This is a genomic window from Xanthomonas sp. MUS 060 (genome assembly GCF_000963215.1).
Taxonomy (GTDB): domain Bacteria; phylum Pseudomonadota; class Gammaproteobacteria; order Xanthomonadales; family Xanthomonadaceae; genus Xanthomonas_A.
In genome coordinates this window covers 1-15,578 of sequence record NZ_JZIM01000021.1, presented here as the reverse complement: position 1 = coordinate 15,578, position 15,578 = coordinate 1, and the positions used below count along the sequence as shown (strand labels likewise).

The 15,578-nt window shown below is 65.9% G+C and carries 7 protein-coding genes and 5 pseudogenes; 3 read left to right on the top strand and 9 right to left on the bottom strand.

The annotated features are described in order from the left end of the window. Positions 1–166 precede the first annotated feature (166 nt). Positions 167–377 (top strand): annotated as a pseudogene (locus XANALMUS060_RS22170) (IS3 family transposase); the annotation flags it as partial. A gap of 88 nt (positions 378–465) precedes the next feature. Here the strand turns inward: XANALMUS060_RS22170 and XANALMUS060_RS14560 are convergent. The 6 genes and pseudogenes from XANALMUS060_RS14560 to XANALMUS060_RS14535 form a co-directional block, all read right to left on the bottom strand. After that, positions 466–1,920, bottom strand: coding sequence for a mannitol dehydrogenase family protein (locus tag XANALMUS060_RS14560; RefSeq protein WP_045739055.1), 1,455 nt, complete (start codon positions 1,918–1,920; stop codon positions 466–468). 95 nt (positions 1,921–2,015) lie between these two features. After that, entirely contained in the window at positions 2,016–4,754 is a 2,739-nt protein-coding gene (locus tag XANALMUS060_RS14555) for a glycoside hydrolase family 3 protein (RefSeq protein WP_045739054.1), read from the bottom strand. Positions 4,755–4,756: 2 nt separating this feature from the next. Further along, positions 4,757–6,412 (bottom strand): glycoside hydrolase family 43 protein, encoded by a 1,656-nt coding sequence (locus tag XANALMUS060_RS14550; RefSeq protein WP_045739072.1) that lies wholly within the window; start codon positions 6,410–6,412, stop codon positions 4,757–4,759. Between the two features lie 53 nt (positions 6,413–6,465). Next, positions 6,466–7,725 carry a D-mannonate dehydratase ManD gene (gene manD / locus XANALMUS060_RS14545; RefSeq protein WP_045739053.1) on the bottom strand — a complete coding sequence of 420 codons (1,260 nt, stop codon included), beginning with the start codon at positions 7,723–7,725 and terminating at the stop codon, positions 6,466–6,468. Further along, on the bottom strand, positions 7,722–9,746 hold the full coding sequence (locus XANALMUS060_RS14540; RefSeq protein WP_045739052.1) for a sialate O-acetylesterase: 2,025 nt from the start codon (positions 9,744–9,746) through the stop codon (positions 7,722–7,724). Before XANALMUS060_RS14540 ends, manD begins: the two co-directional genes overlap by 4 nt. Next, a pseudogene (locus XANALMUS060_RS14535) lies at positions 9,743–11,975 on the bottom strand (alpha-glucuronidase family glycosyl hydrolase). Before XANALMUS060_RS14535 ends, XANALMUS060_RS14540 begins: the two are co-directional and overlap by 4 nt. A gap of 137 nt (positions 11,976–12,112) precedes the next feature. On the opposite strand from XANALMUS060_RS14535, the pseudogene XANALMUS060_RS14530 reads away from it, so the two are divergent. After that, a pseudogene (locus tag XANALMUS060_RS14530) lies at positions 12,113–12,880 on the top strand (LacI family DNA-binding transcriptional regulator); the annotation flags it as partial. Here the strand turns inward: XANALMUS060_RS14530 and XANALMUS060_RS14525 are convergent. Next, a complete protein-coding gene (locus XANALMUS060_RS14525) occupies positions 12,856–13,419 on the bottom strand; it encodes an alpha-glucuronidase family glycosyl hydrolase (protein ID WP_045739051.1) in 564 nt (187 codons plus the stop codon). The pseudogene XANALMUS060_RS14530 and the gene XANALMUS060_RS14525 sit on opposite strands and share 25 nt — an antisense overlap. Before the next feature lie 254 nt (positions 13,420–13,673). Between XANALMUS060_RS14525 and XANALMUS060_RS14520 the strand changes: the two genes are divergently transcribed. Next, complete coding sequence (locus XANALMUS060_RS14520; RefSeq protein ID WP_045739050.1) at positions 13,674–14,747, top strand: LacI family DNA-binding transcriptional regulator; 1,074 nt, start codon at positions 13,674–13,676, stop codon at positions 14,745–14,747. A gap of 23 nt (positions 14,748–14,770) precedes the next feature. On the opposite strand, the pseudogene XANALMUS060_RS21320 reads toward XANALMUS060_RS14520, so the two are convergent. Next, positions 14,771–15,008: pseudogene (locus tag XANALMUS060_RS21320) on the bottom strand (xylose isomerase); the annotation flags it as partial. Between the two features lie 2 nt (positions 15,009–15,010). Further along, positions 15,011–15,329 (bottom strand): annotated as a pseudogene (locus XANALMUS060_RS21315) (xylose isomerase); the annotation flags it as partial. Positions 15,330–15,578: the final 249 nt, after the last annotated feature.

Below are 15,578 nucleotides of genomic sequence, written 5' to 3'. Positions count from 1 at the left end.
CACGGTTTGCCGTCGCCGCCTCGTATTGTCTACGATTTGCTACGACATGTGCTCGCTTGGGCGAACGCTGTCGCGGCCATCGCGCGCATTGCCCGATGCGTGCTGAAGGTCTACCTGCTTAGGTGAGCGACGGGCGCAAGCCACGCTTTCATGGTGTGCCTGCGTGCGCGGTAACTGCCACGACAATGCACTTGTGGAGTGCTTTCCGGCCTGCTCAAAGGTCAGTGCATCAGGTGATGGCTCTCTCCAACGAAGCATGCCGCGTGGGTCGATGCGTTCGGCGACATCGAGATGTTCTACAACCCCAAACGCCGCCATCGTTCCAATGGCGATCTGCGTTTGTAGAGCTCCAGTGGCGCTACGCGCAACGAGGGTCGCGAGTGTCTACGCAACCCTGTGCGCTTCATCCTTCATCCTTCATCTTGCTCGCGGCTCCATCTTTTCAAGCATTGGAGCCTCCCGAAATCACGGGCCGCTCAGCATGAGCACGAGAGTTTCTCGCGTGTCTGCGGCACTTCCGTCGCCTAAGGAGGCATACGCACGTTGTAGCGCCGCAATGAAGCGCCGATCCTTCGACAGCGGCGCAAACACCGTGTCCAGGTTAAGGAAAGCGTCCACGTCCTGCAGCGCATTACCGCTGGCGGCATGGCCCATTTCCCTTAGCGTTTCCTGCAGCGGATCGATCAGCGGCACATCGCGATGCGCTTGCCGCCGCACGAAGTGCATCCATGCGGCCAGCGGCAGACACAGGCGGTCGATGCGACGGCCAGCAGCCAGTGCATCGGCGAGGGTGCCGAGCAGGCGCACCGGCAGTTTCTGCGATCCGTCCCAGGCGATCTGTGCAAGCTTGTGCGCGATGGCCGGGTTGCGGAAGCGCGCCAGAATGGCGTCGATATAACGTTGTGGATCGAAGCCGGACAGCGCTGGTAGCGTGGGCGCGATGTCCTCGCGCATCAGGGTTTCGATGAAGGTGGCTAATGGCGCGTCGCACATGGCATCGGCCACGGTTTCCAAGCCGAGCAACGTGCCCAGGTAGGCCAGCGCCGAATGCGGGCCGTTGAGCAGGCGCAGTTTGGCGCGATCAAAACCACCGATGTCCTCGCTCAGTGTCACCCCGACCCGTTCGAAGGCCGGGCGGCCGTTGCAAAAACGGTCTTCGAGCACCCACTGGCTGTAGCGTTCGCGCTGAATCGGCCAGGCGTCGTCGTAGCCCAGTTGGCTGGCGATGCGTTCGCGTAGTGCGGCATCGCTGGCTGGGGTGATGCTATCCACCATCGAGCGCGGGAAGCTGGCTTCGGCCTCGATCCAGGCGGCCAATGCCGGGTCGATGTGCTGGGCGAAGCGCAAGACCGCGCGGCGTAGCTTGCCGCCATTGTCGGGCAGGTTGTCGCAACTGAGCACAGTATAGGGCGGCAGGCGCAGACGCCAGCGCTGACGCAGGCCAGCGACGAGATAGCCGATGGCGCTGCGCGGCGCATGCGCGGTGGCGAGGTCGTGCGCGATGTCCGGATGCGTAAGATCCAGATGCTCGCCAGCCAGGCAGTAGCCTTTTTCGGTGACGGTCAGCGTGACCAGGCGCACCGCCGGATCGGCCAGACGTGCGAGGACGGCGGCCTGCTGGTCTTGCGCGCACAACACTTCGCGGATGGCACCGATCACGCGTAGCGTGGGCTGTGTGTCGAGCAGGGCGAGCGTGTATAGGCCGTCTTGTGCGCGCAGCGCGTCGCGCACTTGCCGGTTGTGCAGGGAGACGGCGCTGATCGCCCAATCCGGTTCGCTGGCCAGCAGGTCGTCAAGGTAGACGGCCTGATGCGCGCGGTGGAAAGCGCCTGCGCCAAGATGCACGATGCCGATGCGCACGCGATCCAATGCGTAGGCCGGGCGTGTGATGGCCGGCGGCAGCGTGGGAAGTGCGGCCATGCACAGGCGTGAGAGGGTTGGAGTAGTCACGAAGAATCCAGGTGGCGTAGGGCGCGATAGCGAACGGCGCCCCGTTCGCATCGGCGCGGTCGTGCTCAGCGGTGTGAGTGTGACGATGCTCGCGCGGTAGCGGTGGGTTGCACGCTGAAGCGTTCGTGCACGCGCACGTCCGCACTGGAAGCACCGACCTGCAGCTCGTAGTCGCCCGGATCGACGACATAGCGCTTTTGCGCCTCGTCGTAAATACGCAGATCGCGTTGCGGCGCGATGGTGAAATGCACGTCGCGGCTCTCGCCCGGTGCCAGCGTGATGCGCTGGAAGCCGCGCAGTTCCTTGGTCGCGCGCGTGCGTGACGGCGTTAACGGATGCAGGTACAGCTGCACCACCTCGTCGCCGGCGCGGGTGCCGGTGTTGGTCACTTTCAGCGTGGCGCTCAACTGTCCATCCGCTGCAACTTTGCTGCGATCCAGACGCAGGTCGGAATAGGCAAACTTGGTATACGAAAGACCATATCCGAATGGATACAGTGGGGTACCGGCGAAGTAGCGATAAGTGCGGCCACGCATCGCATAGTCGTCGAAGGCCGGCAAGGTCTCGCTGGCTTTGTAGAAGGTCACTGGCAGCCGACCACCGGGGTTGGCGTCGCCGAACAGGACGTCGGCCACGGCATTGCCGCCGCGCTGGCCCGGATACCAGGCCAGCAGGATCGCCGGCACATGTTCCTGCGCCCAGTCGATGGCCAGTGCCGAGCCGGTGGTCAACACCGCCACCAGCGGTTTGCCGGTCGCCGAGAGCGCCTCCAGCAGCTCGCGCTGCGGCTTGGGCAGGCGTAGGTCGGTGCGATCACCGCCAGCGAAGCCGGGATAATTGACCTTCATCTCCTCGCCTTCCACGTCGCCGGTCAGCCCGCCGACGAACACCACCACGTCGGCGCGGCGTGCGATGTCCAGCGCTTCCTGCAGCGGCGGCTTGGCCCCGGGCATGCGCCAAGCCAAGCGTACCGCGGCGTCGTGCTCGGCTTCGTAGTACTCCAGGCGCAGGTCGTAGGCATGGCCGGCTTGCAGTTGCACGTCCACGCCGTCGCTGTGCAGGCGGTCGCTTGGAGTCCAGCGGTCGATCAAGCGCTTGCCGTCCAGAAACAGGCGCACGCCGTCGTCGGCGGCGGTTTCCAGGTGATAGGTGCCGCTGACCGGGGGCACCAGCTTGCCGGTCCAGCGGATGCTGAAATGGTCTGCTGGCAGCATCTGCTGCGGACCGACTTCGCCACGCGCGAGCAGGGTGTCGGTGGGCGAGCCGCGATCCCAGCGGAAACCGATCTGCGGGTCCACCCGCACCAGGGTCGGGGTGCCGGACAGGTCGGGGTTGCGGAAATATTCCCCGCGCAGGCCGCGCTCGGCCGAATCAGTGGAGGGACGCAGATATTGCGGTTCGATCAGCGGTGTGGCGGCGGGATCGCTGCGTCCTTCCACCAGGTCGGCACCGCGTGCGTACAGCACTTCGGCATCCGGCGCGGCAGCGCGGATGCCCTGCAGGATAGTCACTGGCGCCGCTGGCGTGCCGTAGTAGTTGCCGAGCAAGGCCATGGTGTCGTCGGCGGTGGGGCCGATCACCGCAATGCGTTTGTGCTTGGCGCGCGACAACGGCAGTAGGCCATCGTTCTTCAGCAGCACCAGCGATTCGCGTGCGGTGCGTCGGGCAAGGGTGTCGTGTTCGGCCGATTGGTTGACCGACATGGGAATCTGCGCCCAACGCAGTTGCTCCGGCGGATCGAACATGCCCAGACGCATGCGCGCGGTCATCAGCGTGCGCAGCGCCGCGTCGATATCGGGTTCGCCGATCAGGCCTTGCTGCACCGCTGCCGGCAAGGTGGCGTATTCCTGGCCGCATTCGAGTTGGGTGCCGTTCTTGACCGCCAATGCGGCGGCCTGCTCGCGGGTGGCGACGATCTTGTGGTTCTTCCAGATGTCCACGATGGCCCAGCAATCGGACACGACATAGCCTTTGAAACCCCAGCGTTCGCGCAGCACGTCGCGCAACAGGAATTTGCTGGCACTGGCCGATTCGCCGAAGAGACGGTTGTAGGCGCCCATCACCGCGTCCACCTTGCCTTCCTTGACCAACGCCTCGAAGGCGGGCAAGTAGGTTTCGTACAGATCGCGTTGCGAGGGGCGTGCGTCGAAGTAGTGACGTTCCGATTCCGGGCCGCTGTGCACGGCGAAATGTTTGGCGGTGGCGTCGAGCTTGCGGTAGGTCTCGCCTTGTGCGTTCTTCGGCGCATCGGGGCCCTCGCCCTGCATGCCCTGCACGAAGGTCACGCCCATGCGCGCGGTGAGGAACGGATCCTCGCCGTAGGTTTCCTGGCCGCGTCCCCAGCGTGGATCGCGGAAGATGTTGATGTTCGGCGACCAAAACGTCAGGCCCTGGTAGCGCCCATGTTCGCCACGGCGCAGCGCTTCTTGATGTTTGGCGCGGGCCTCGTCGCTGATCGCGGTGGAGACCTGGTGCATCAGCGGCAAGTCGAATGTCGCCGCCATGCCGATCGCCTGCGGAAACACGGTGGCGCCACCGGCACGGGCCACGCCATGCAGGCCCTCGTTCCACCAGTCGTAGGCGGGCACGCCCAAGCGCGGAATCGCTGGCGCGGCGTTTTGCATCTGCGCGACTTTTTCTTCCAGTGTCATCCGTGCGACCAGATCCTCGGCGCGCTCGGCGAAGCTGCGCTGGGTGTCCAGGTAAGGGGGTGGTGCGGCGAGGCTGGCTGTCGGCGCGAGCGCCAGCAGCGCGCTGATCGCCAGGACGGTGCGGAATGCGCGACGGGAATCGTTGCTGTACATGGTCAGTGCTCCGTGGGGCGATCAGGTTCGCGGCGGGCGTAGGGCCCGAGCATGGTGCCGACAAAACCGCCAGCCAGCGCGGTGCTGAGCATGGCGGCATCGTCGTTGCGGCGTAGCCAGCGCCAATCCTGTCCCTCGCTGGCAGTGGCGAAGGAATAGTGACCGCCGTCGCCGGCGATTTTCAACCGCACCACGCCCTTGGCTTGAAGCGTGGTGCGTGCGAGGACGTGGCTACTTTTGCCGTCGCATTTCTCGATGAACGCCTCGATGCTGCCACCGTGGCGATGCACGCCGAGCACGTACCAGGCATTGGCGTTCTGGAACGCGGCCAGACCGGCGATCACGCCGGGCGGCGTCGGCAGTTGCAGCGCGACGCTGGCTTCAAAGCGCGTGTGTTGTTGGCGATAGGCGAGAAAGGCGGGATTGCCACTGTCCTGCAGCCCTTGCGTGTCCGGTTGCAGGGTCAGCCAACCTGGGCGCGTGCGCAGATCCAGCCATGTACGTTTGGGTGTGCGCAGCAGCAGCCAGCGTCGATCGCGCTGTGGTGCGTCGAAATCGTCGCGCCAGAGGAAGTTGCCGCTCAACGGTGCGATGTCGGCGGCATGCGTGTCATCCAACGTTGCAGGGCCGGGCGCGACATACGGAATCGGCTGCCCGGCGGGCAGGATCGACGGCCAACCCGCGCGCCATGTCACCGGCAGCAGGAAGGTCTCGCGGCCGGTGTTGTAGCGGTTCTGCGCATAGGGCCGGCTGGCCAGGAACACGGCCCACCAGCGCCCATCCGAGCCTTCGACCAAGTCGGCATGGCCGGCGTTGCTGACCGGATGCGCACGCCCGGCAGGCAGGTCGCGCTGGGTCAGGATCGGGTTGTGCGGCGCCGGCAGGTACGGCCCCCACGGCGCGCGGCTGCGCAAGACCACTTGCGAATGTTGCGCGGCGGTGCCGCCTTCGGCACAGGACAGCACATACCAGCCATCGTGTTTGTACAGATGCGGGCCTTCGATCCAGATCGGCTTGCTGGCCGGATCGGCACCACCATCGACCAGCACCTGGCGTGGCCCGACCGGCTGCATGCGGGTCAGGTCGAAACGCTGCATCCAGATCGCACGATGACCTGTGTATCGAGGTGTCCCCACAGGCGGACCGTTGTTGAGCAGGTAGGCGTTGCCGTCCTCGTCGAAGAACAACGATGGATCGATGCCATCGATGTCCGGCAGCCAATACAGCGGCGACCATGGCCCGGCCGGATCGTCGCTCGTGGCGATGAAGTTGCCGCCGCTGTCCACGGCCGTACCGACCACGTAGAAGCGGCCTTCATGCTGGGCGATGCTCGCGGCGAACATGCCGCGCGAGACGTCCAGGCCATCGAAGTCCAGTTGTTCGGGACGTTCGACGACGTTGCCGATCTGCCGCCAATGCACCAGATCGCGGCTCTCGAACACGGGAATCGCCGGAAAATAAGCGAAGCTGGAATTGACCAGGTAGTAATGCGCGCCGACACGGGTGACGCTGGGATCGGGATAAAACCCGGCCAGCACCGGATTGCGGTAGTGGCCGGGCGGCAACGGCGCGTCGAACACCGCATCGTTGCCGCGGTAGGCGAACCAGTCGAACGCGACCGTCGGCGTGGCCGCCGCCGCGGACACGGCGGTGAGCATCGCGCCGATCCACAGCAGCGGCGCGCGCAGTGCGCGCAAGCGGCGTGCGCGCTTCACCAGTCCCACATCGCACCGTCTTCCAGCCGCGCGATTGGCAGCTGTTTCGGTGCGTAGGGATAGCGCGCGGCCAAGGCTTCGTCGATGTCCACGCCATGCCCTGGGGTTTCGCCACAGTGCAGGCGTCCGGCGTGGAAACGGTAGTCGTGCGGGAACACGGCATTGGCCTCGTCGGAATGGAACATGTACTCCTGGATGCCGAAATTCGGTACCCAGGTATCGAAGTGCAGCGCCGCGCCCATGCACACCGGCGATAGATCGGTGGCGCCATGGAAGCCGGTGCGCACCTGATGCAGCGCGGCGAAATCGGCTAGGCGCCGCACATGGGTGATGCCGCCGGCATGCACGAGGGTGGTGCGGATGTAGTCGATCAACTGTTGTTCGATCAGGTGTTTGCAGTCCCAGATGGAGTTGAACACTTCGCCCACCGCCAGCGGCGTCACCGAATGCTGGCGGATCAACTCGAACGCGCGCTGGTTTTCCGCAGGGGTGGCGTCCTCCAGCCAGAACAGCCGGTACGGTTCCAGATCGCGCGCCAGCCGTGCCGCTTCGATCGGGGTCAGGCGGTGATGCGCGTCGTGCAACAGTTCGATGTCCTCGCCGTGGTCCGCGCGCAACCGTTCGAACAGCGCCGGCACCACGCTCAGATAGCGCGGCGTGGACCACACCGTCTCGGCCGGTAGTTCGCTCTCGGCCGGTTCGTAGGGTTTGCCGCCGCTGGAGATGCCATACGCCTTCTTCACTCCGGGTACGCCGCACTGCGCGCGGATGGCGATGAAGCCGAGTTCGCGGAAACGCGCGACTTCCTCGCTGGTTTCGGCGATGTCGCGGCCATTGGCGTGGCCATAGACCAGCGCCCCCTCGCGCGAACGTCCACCGAGCAACTGGTATAGCGGCATGCCGGCCATCTTGCCGAGGATGTCCCACAACGCCACGTCCACCGCCGCGATCGCGGTCATGGTCACCGGTCCGCGCCGCCAATATGCGCCGCGATAGAGGAACTGCCACAGGTCCTCGATGCGGCCGGCATCGCGACCGATCAGGTTCGGCACCACGTGATCCTGCAGGTAGGACGCCACCGCCAGTTCGCGGCCATTGAGCGTGGCGTCGCCCAAGCCGTAGACACCGCTGCGGGTGATGATCTTGAGGGTGACGAAGTTGCGCCCCGGGCAGGTGACGATGACCCGCGCCTCCACGATCTCGCGGTCGCGGGCGGAACCTTGGTGGGAAGCAGCATGTGCGGAGATCTGGGTCATCGGGGGGCACTCACGGAAAGCGCCGCGGCCGCACTGGCCGCGGACGGGACAGGAAGTTCGAACGGACCTGCCGGCAGCCCGGCATGATCGAACAAGGTACACACCGGACTATCGGCCCAGCAGTAGCGCACGCGTACCGGCACGCTGCCGGACGGCAGCGGCAGACGCACGCTGTGCGCCTGCAACTCGGCGTGCGCGTAGCGACAACTGTCGGGAGCGGCGCCGCACAGTTCGAAGCCGATGGGCGCATCGCTGCTGTATGTCTGCAAGGCGCCATCGACGTCGTCGAAATCGATCCGCAGCGCTTCTCCCTCGCGCTGCACGCGGCGCGGGATGGGGCCCGATGGTGGCAATGTCTTGCCATAGATCAGATGCCGCGCCGCGCGCGCCAGCCGCCGCCCGAGTTCCTGCTTGTTGGCCGGATGGATGTCGTGACGGTCGCCGATGTCGATGGTCACCGCCAGCGCGGCATGCGGATCGTTGGCGACGAAGCGCCGCTGTGCTTCGCGCAATTGCGCCCAGCCGCTTTCGCCGGGGTGTACCGGCGGCTTACCGTAGTTGGCCAGTTGCACCACCAACAACGGCAGCGCCGCGCCGAAGCGTTGACGCCAGTCGCGTTGCCAGGCCTCCAGCAACGCCGGATAGTGCGCGGCATCGCTGGCATTGGATTCGCCTTGGTACCACAGCACGCCGCGCAGCCCGATCCGGCCCAGCGGCGCGATCATGCCGTTGTACAGCGTGGTCAGGCCCGCCGCCGAGGACCACGGTGCGCGCGGCGGCACGCCCACCCGCGGCGGTACGATGCTGTACTGCCAGTGCTGCTCCAGCGTTACCCGGCTGCCATCGCCCAGTTGCAGCCACTGCGCCGAGGGATCGCCAAGCAGGCCACCGCGCCGGTAGCTGTTGTAGACGTTGAGCACCACGGTGTTCTGGCCCGCGTGCAGCACGCCGTGCGGTAGTGGGTAATGGCGCGGATCGTCTGCGCCGTAGCTGCTGCCGATTGCCTGGCCGTTGACCCAGGTCTGGTCGAGTTCGTCCACCGGCCCCAGCACCAACGTGGCCTGCTGCGCCGCTTGTGCGGCGCTCAGCGTCACCGTCGTGCGGTACCAGACCATGCCGGTGAAATTGACCAACTGCGGCACGCCCCAGTCGTCCCAGGCGCCCAGTGTGGCCGGTGCGTCGCGCCAGTCCGTGCCGCTGTCGCCGGGTTGCCAGGGCGCGCCACTGCCGTGTGCATGCCACCACCTTTCCCACAGGTTTCCCCAATGTGGCGCGGCTTGCTGCGGATCCTTGGCATAGCGCGCCAATACGTCCAGTGCCGGCGCGTTGTCGTCTACCTTGCGTAGTGCCGCATCGCCGATCCATGCCTGTATCTGCGAACCACCCCAAGACGCATTGATCAGGCCCATCGGTACGTCCACGGTCTTGTGGAGTTCGCGGGCGAAGTAATAACAGGTGGCGGAAAACGCACCGACGGTCTCCGGCGTGGTCGGCTGCCATGCGCTCGCACCGCCGAAGTGCGCTTGCGGCAGCGCACTGGACTGCGCCGGCACCTTGAACATGCGGATCATGGGGTGATGCGCATCGGCGAGCTCATTGCGCGTATCCAGCGTGCGCTGCACCGGCAGTTCCATGTTGGATTGCCCAGAGCACAGCCACACGTCGCCGATCAATACATCGTCGGCGCGCTGGATGCGGCCATGTGCGGTGCTGGCCTGCAAGGTATACGGCCCACCCGCCGGCAACGCCGGCAACTGCGCCTGCCAGTGGCCCTGGCGGTCGGCACGCGTCTGCACGCGCTGTTGTGCCAGTTGCACGGTGACAGTTTCGCCGGCAGTGGCGTCACCCCAGACCCGGATCGGCGCATCGCGCTGCAGCACCGCATGATCCTGGAACAACGCATGCAGCAAGGGAGCTTGCTCGGTTTGCTCGGTATTTTCGGCCTGGGCGAACGCAGGCGCACATAGCGCCGCCAACAGCAGGCAGCGCACAGTCTGGAGGGCATCACGGTGCAGCGTCATTTGGGATTTCCCGGTGCGTTTGGAAACGACAGCGATTGGTAATAAGCCAACGGATGCGCAGGCGGGACGACACCTGGTGGCAGCGCGCGCCCGGACACCTTTTGCCAGTAGGCGATGCTGGCATCGCGCCACCACTGTGCCTCGCGTTGCTGGATCGCCAGAAAATCGGCGACCTGGCGATAGCGCTGCGCATCCACGTATGGCGCCAGCCCGGCCCAGGTCGCACGCATCCGCGCCACCTCGGCCACGCCGTGGTCGTAGTGGGCGATCAACGCCTCCCATAGTGGCCGGCCGGAGTGCATGCGGTAATCCCATGACACATGATGGAACCACAGCAGATACCGTTCCGGTACCGTGCGCACATCGCCGAAGCGGCGTGCCAATGGCGGCGCGTACTGCGCCACCGCATTGCTGCCGGTCGCGCTGCGATCAAAGCCGATGCCGTTGCGGTCTGCGCGGTGGTAGTACACCGGATCCCAATCCGGTCGCGCGCTGCCGGCATCCCATGGCGCCGGCCCATAGTGGTGACCACGGCCCATCAAGTGATGCAAACCGAGCGGCGTCATGTAGTCCACCACCGCTTCGCGCGAGGCCATCATCATGTCGACCACCGGCACGACCAGGGCCGGATTGTTGCCGAAGGTCATGCGCACCCAGTCTTCTGCGATGGAGCGCGCATCGTCCTGCGGATTCCAGGCCAGCCGCCCGAACGCGTACCAATTGGCCTGATCGAAGATCGAGCCGCACCAGTTGCGGTCGGCACCGATGTTGGCCACCCCGGCGATGCCGCTGCGCGTATGTCCGTCCAGCGCTCCCTCCACGATCCGCGCCACCGTCTCCTGCTTGCCGCGTTGCGTATCGGCTTGCAGGGTTTCCTGGTACAGCGTGCCCAGATACGCCAGGTGGGTGGCGAAGCCCAGATACTCCTTGGTGATCTGGAATTCCAGCATCAGCGGCGTGCGTGGCATCGCGCCGAAGACCGGATGGAAGGGCTCGCGCGGCTGAAAGTCGATCGGGCCGTTTTTCACTTGCAGCAGCACGTTGTCGCGGAACTTGCCGTCCAGCGGGACGAACTCGTCGTAGGCCTGCTTGGCGCGGTCGCTCGGCTGCGCGTGCGGATGCGCGTAGACGAAGGCGCGCCATATCACCACACCGCCATGCGCTGCCAAGGCGTCGGCCAACATGTTGGCGCCGTCGGCGTGGCTGCGGCCGTAGTCCTGCGGTCCGGGTTGCCCCTCGGAATTGGCCTTGACCAGAAACCCGCCGAAATCCGGAATCCGCGCATAGATCGCATCGGCCTTGGCGCGCCACCAGCGTCGCACCGCCGGATCCAGCGGATCGGCGGTGGTCAACCCGCCGATCTCCATCGGAGCGCTGAAACGTGCGCTCAGGTAGAGGCGGATGCCATACCGGCGCAGCACCGCCGCCAGCGCCGCGGCCTTGTCCAAATATGGCGTGGTGAGGCTGATCGCGCTGGCGTTGACATTGTTCACGACCGCGCCGTTGATCCCCACCGAGGCGTTGGCGCGCGCGTAGTCGGTATAGCGCCGGTCCACATGCTTGGGAAGCGTTGGCGCGCGCGTAGTCGGTATAGCGCCGGTCCACATGCTTGGGAAGCGCGCGCCAGTTCCAGAGCGAGGCACCGGCATAACCGCGTTCTACGAAACCATCCAGATTGTCCCAATGATCGAGCATGCGCAGTTGCACTCGTGGCGCATCGCGTAGATGCAGCACCGTCGGCATCTGACCGGTCTGCAATAGACGCAGAAAGCCGAAGGCCGCATACAGCACGCCACGCTCGCCGCCGCCAACCAACACGGTGGTCGGATGACCATCGATCACCACACTGCGGATCAGATATCCTTCTTCGCCCAGATCGTGCGTATCCAGCCGCAGCCGCGCGATTGCCGGCGTGGCCGCCGTGCCGAGCACCAGCGCACCAGCGCGGTCCACCGTGGCGGCCAACGGTGGCGCGGCACCGAGCATTCCCGCCAAACCGCGCTGCAACTCCTCGCGTGCGGTCTGTTGCAACGGCGTATCGGCGCTTGCCACCAGCTCCGTGGCAAGCGCACGCCAGGGTGCCGCCTGTGCCTGCGTCAGCGCGGGGTAGCGCAGCCACAAGGCATCGCCATCCTCGGCATGCAGCGTGGTCATCGGTAGCAGCAAGGCCAGGCACCACCATGGCCAATGCCGATACCATCGCCGCCGTGGCACCCCTGTGCCGTTCATGCGTGCGTGCTCACTCGTTGTGGAGCGTTGCGCACATCGCCGCGTCGGCCGCTTCCCGGTACCATGCGGACATCGCGCGTGTCCGGATCCACCCCGTGCCACGGTAGGCCCAGACGCGGGGTTGACCGGTGACCGCCTTGACCGAGCCACGTGCCCGCATAGCAGCCAAGAGGCCCATCGTGGAGAAGGTGAGGAAATCGGTCCGGCGCAAGAGTCACGCGGTGACTATCGACGAGGTCGCCGCACTCGCCAAGGTCTCGCCGATGACCGTGTCGCGGGTCATCAATGGGCAAGGCAATGTGCGCGATACCACTCGCATGCACGTCATGCGCGCGGTGAACAAGCTCGGCTACACGCCCAATCTGGCGGCCAGCGCACTGGCCGCGGCACAGAACACGCGGGTCGCGCTGATCTACAGCAATCCCAGTGGCGCCTACCTGAGCGATCTGCTGGTGGGCGTGCTGCGCGCTGCCTCGCGCACCTCGATCCAACTGATCATCGACTACTGGGAAGATCTCGGTGCGGACGCCGAACGCAAGGCCGTGCGCAAGCTGGCCAAGGGCGTGTCCGGGGTGATCCTGTCGCCGCCATTGTGCGAATCGGACACGGCGGTGAGTGAACTCTTGCGCGCCAAGGTGCCCATGGTGGCGATCGCATCCGGGCGTTTCAGCGAGGCGATGCCGAGTGTGCGCATCGACGAGTTCCGCGCCAGCCAGGACATCACCGCGCATCTCATCGCGCACGGCCACACGCGGATCGCCTATATCGCCGGCAATCCCAATCTGTCGGCCAGCGCGCGTCGCTTCGATGGTTTCCAGGCGGCGCTGCACGCGGCTGGTCTGCGGCTGGACACAGCGTTGGTGCAACAGGGGGATTTCACCTATCGCTCCGGATTGGAGGCGGCGGGCGCGCGCCAGTTCCAGAGCGAGGCACCGGCATAACCGCGTTCTACGAAACCATCCAGATTGTCCCAATGATCGAGCATGCGCAGTTGCACTCGTGGCGCATCGCGTAGATGCAGCACCGTCGGCATCTGACCGGTCTGCAATAGACGCAGAAAGCCGAAGGCCGCATACAGCACGCCACGCTCGCCGCCGCCAACCAACACGGTGGTCGGATGACCATCGATCACCACACTGCGGATCAGATATCCTTCTTCGCCCAGATCGTGCGTATCCAGCCGCAGCCGCGCGATTGCCGGCGTGGCCGCCGTGCCGAGCACCAGCGCACCAGCGCGGTCCACCGTGGCGGCCAACGGTGGCGCGGCACCGAGCATTCCCGCCAAACCGCGCTGCAACTCCTCGCGTGCGGTCTGTTGCAACGGCGTATCGGCGCTTGCCACCAGCTCCGTGGCAAGCGCACGCCAGGGTGCCGCCTGTGCCTGCGTCAGCGCGGGGTAGCGCAGCCACAAGGCATCGCCATCCTCGGCATGCAGCGTGGTCATCGGTAGCAGCAAGGCCAGGCACCACCATGGCCAATGCCGATACCATCGCCGCCGTGGCACCCCTGTGCCGTTCATGCGTGCGTGCTCACTCGTTGTGGAGCGTTGCGCACATCGCCGCGTCGGCCGCTTCCCGGTACCATGCGGACATCGCGCGTGTCCGGATCCACCCCGTGCCACGGTAGGCCCAGACGCGGGGTTGACCGGTGACCGCCTTGACCGAGCCACGTGCCCGCATAGCAGCCAAGAGGCCCATCGTGGAGAAGGTGAGGAAATCGGTCCGGCGCAAGAGTCACGCGGTGACTATCGACGAGGTCGCCGCACTCGCCAAGGTCTCGCCGATGACCGTGTCGCGGGTCATCAATGGGCAAGGCAATGTGCGCGATACCACTCGCATGCACGTCATGCGCGCGGTGAACAAGCTCGGCTACACGCCCAATCTGGCGGCCAGCGCACTGGCCGCGGCACAGAACACGCGGGTCGCGCTGATCTACAGCAATCCCAGTGGCGCCTACCTGAGCGATCTGCTGGTGGGCGTGCTGCGCGCTGCCTCGCGCACCTCGATCCAACTGATCATCGACTACTGGGAAGATCTCGGTGCGGACGCCGAACGCAAGGCCGTGCGCAAGCTGGCCAAGGGCGTGTCCGGGGTGATCCTGTCGCCGCCATTGTGCGAATCGGACACGGCGGTGAGTGAACTCTTGCGCGCCAAGGTGCCCATGGTGGCGATCGCATCCGGGCGTTTCAGCGAGGCGATGCCGAGTGTGCGCATCGACGAGTTCCGCGCCAGCCAGGACATCACCGCGCATCTCATCGCGCACGGCCACACGCGGATCGCCTATATCGCCGGCAATCCCAATCTGTCGGCCAGCGCGCGTCGCTTCGATGGTTTCCAGGCGGCGCTGCACGCGGCTGGTCTGCGGCTGGACACAGCGTTGGTGCAACAGGGGGATTTCACCTATCGCTCCGGATTGGAGGCGGCGGAAAAATTGTTGGCGCGGCGCATACCACCGACGGCGATTGTCGCCAGCAACGACGACATGGCCGCCGCCGCCGTGTCGGTGGCGCATCGACGTGGGCTGGATGTGCCGCGTGATCTGTCGGTGGTCGGTTTCGACGATACCTCCGCTGCGACCACCGTGTGGCCTGAACTGACCACCGTCCGCCAGCCGATTGCGGCGATGGCCGACACCGCAATCGATCTGCTGCTGCGCCGTTTGCGTAGCAAGGAACGCGAGTCTGGTGGCCATAACGATCATGTATTCGCCCATCAGCTGATCGAGCGCGACTCGGTTGCCGCGCCGGTTGTCGCCCGCGCCCGCAAGCGCTGACGGCGACATGTCACCGCAGCGCATCAGCGCATCAGGTACTGGTTGATGAGGTTCTCGTAGGCTTCCTGGCGGCCGCTGCGTTGGGTCGGTTCGCCGACCTTGCTCGCATGCGCGGCCAGCTCCGCCAACGTGCTCTTGCCCGCCGCGAAGGCCGCACCGGCAACCGCTGTCGAAACTCGCATAGCGCGCCTGCCGCCACTGCTCCAGCGGCGAGGACGTCAGCAGCGCGTGCGCCACCTCCAGCCCGCGCGCGAACGCGTCCTGTCGAAACTCGCATAGCGCGCCTGCCGCCACTGCTCCAGCGGCGAGGACGTCAGCAGCGCGTGCGCCACCTCCAGCCCGCGCGCGAACGCGTCCATCCATGCCGCCGATGTGCGCCACGAACAAATCCTGCGGATCGGACGATTCACGCCGCACCTTCGCATCGAAGTTCAACCCACCCGGTGCCAGACCGCCTTGCCGCAGCACCACCAGCATCGCCCCCACCGTGTCGTACAGATCCACCGGGAACTGGTCGGTGTCCCACCCGTTCTGTGGATTGCCGCGGTTGGCGTCGATGCTGCCCAGCAGGCCCGCATCGCTAACCCACCCGGTGCCAGACCGCCTTGCCGCAGCACCACCAGCATCGCCCCCACCGTGTCGTACAGATCCACCGGGAACTGGTCGGTGTCCCACCCGTTCTGTGGATTGCCGCGGTTGGCGTCGATGCTGCCCAGCAGGCCCGCATCGCTGGCAACCTGCAAATCGTGCTCGAAACTGTGCCCGGACAACGTGGCGTGGTTGGCCTCGATGTTGAGTTTGAAATCCTTCTCCAGCCCGTGCTGGCGCAGG

What these genes read in the sequence shown, in the direction of transcription:
- XANALMUS060_RS14560 (WP_045739055.1), bottom strand. Translation starts at nt 1,920, where the DNA reads ATGGCCGCACTTCCCACGCTGCCGCCGGCCATCACACGCCCGGCCTAC.
- XANALMUS060_RS14555 (WP_045739054.1), bottom strand. Translation starts at nt 4,754, where the DNA reads ATGTACAGCAACGATTCCCGTCGCGCATTCCGCACCGTCCTGGCGATC.
- XANALMUS060_RS14550 (WP_045739072.1), bottom strand. Translation starts at nt 6,412, where the DNA reads ATGCTCACCGCCGTGTCCGCGGCGGCGGCCACGCCGACGGTCGCGTTC.
- manD (WP_045739053.1), bottom strand. Translation starts at nt 7,725, where the DNA reads ATGACCCAGATCTCCGCACATGCTGCTTCCCACCAAGGTTCCGCCCGC.
- XANALMUS060_RS14540 (WP_045739052.1), bottom strand. Translation starts at nt 9,746, where the DNA reads ATGACGCTGCACCGTGATGCCCTCCAGACTGTGCGCTGCCTGCTGTTG.
- XANALMUS060_RS14525 (WP_045739051.1), bottom strand. Translation starts at nt 13,419, where the DNA reads ATGACCACGCTGCATGCCGAGGATGGCGATGCCTTGTGGCTGCGCTAC.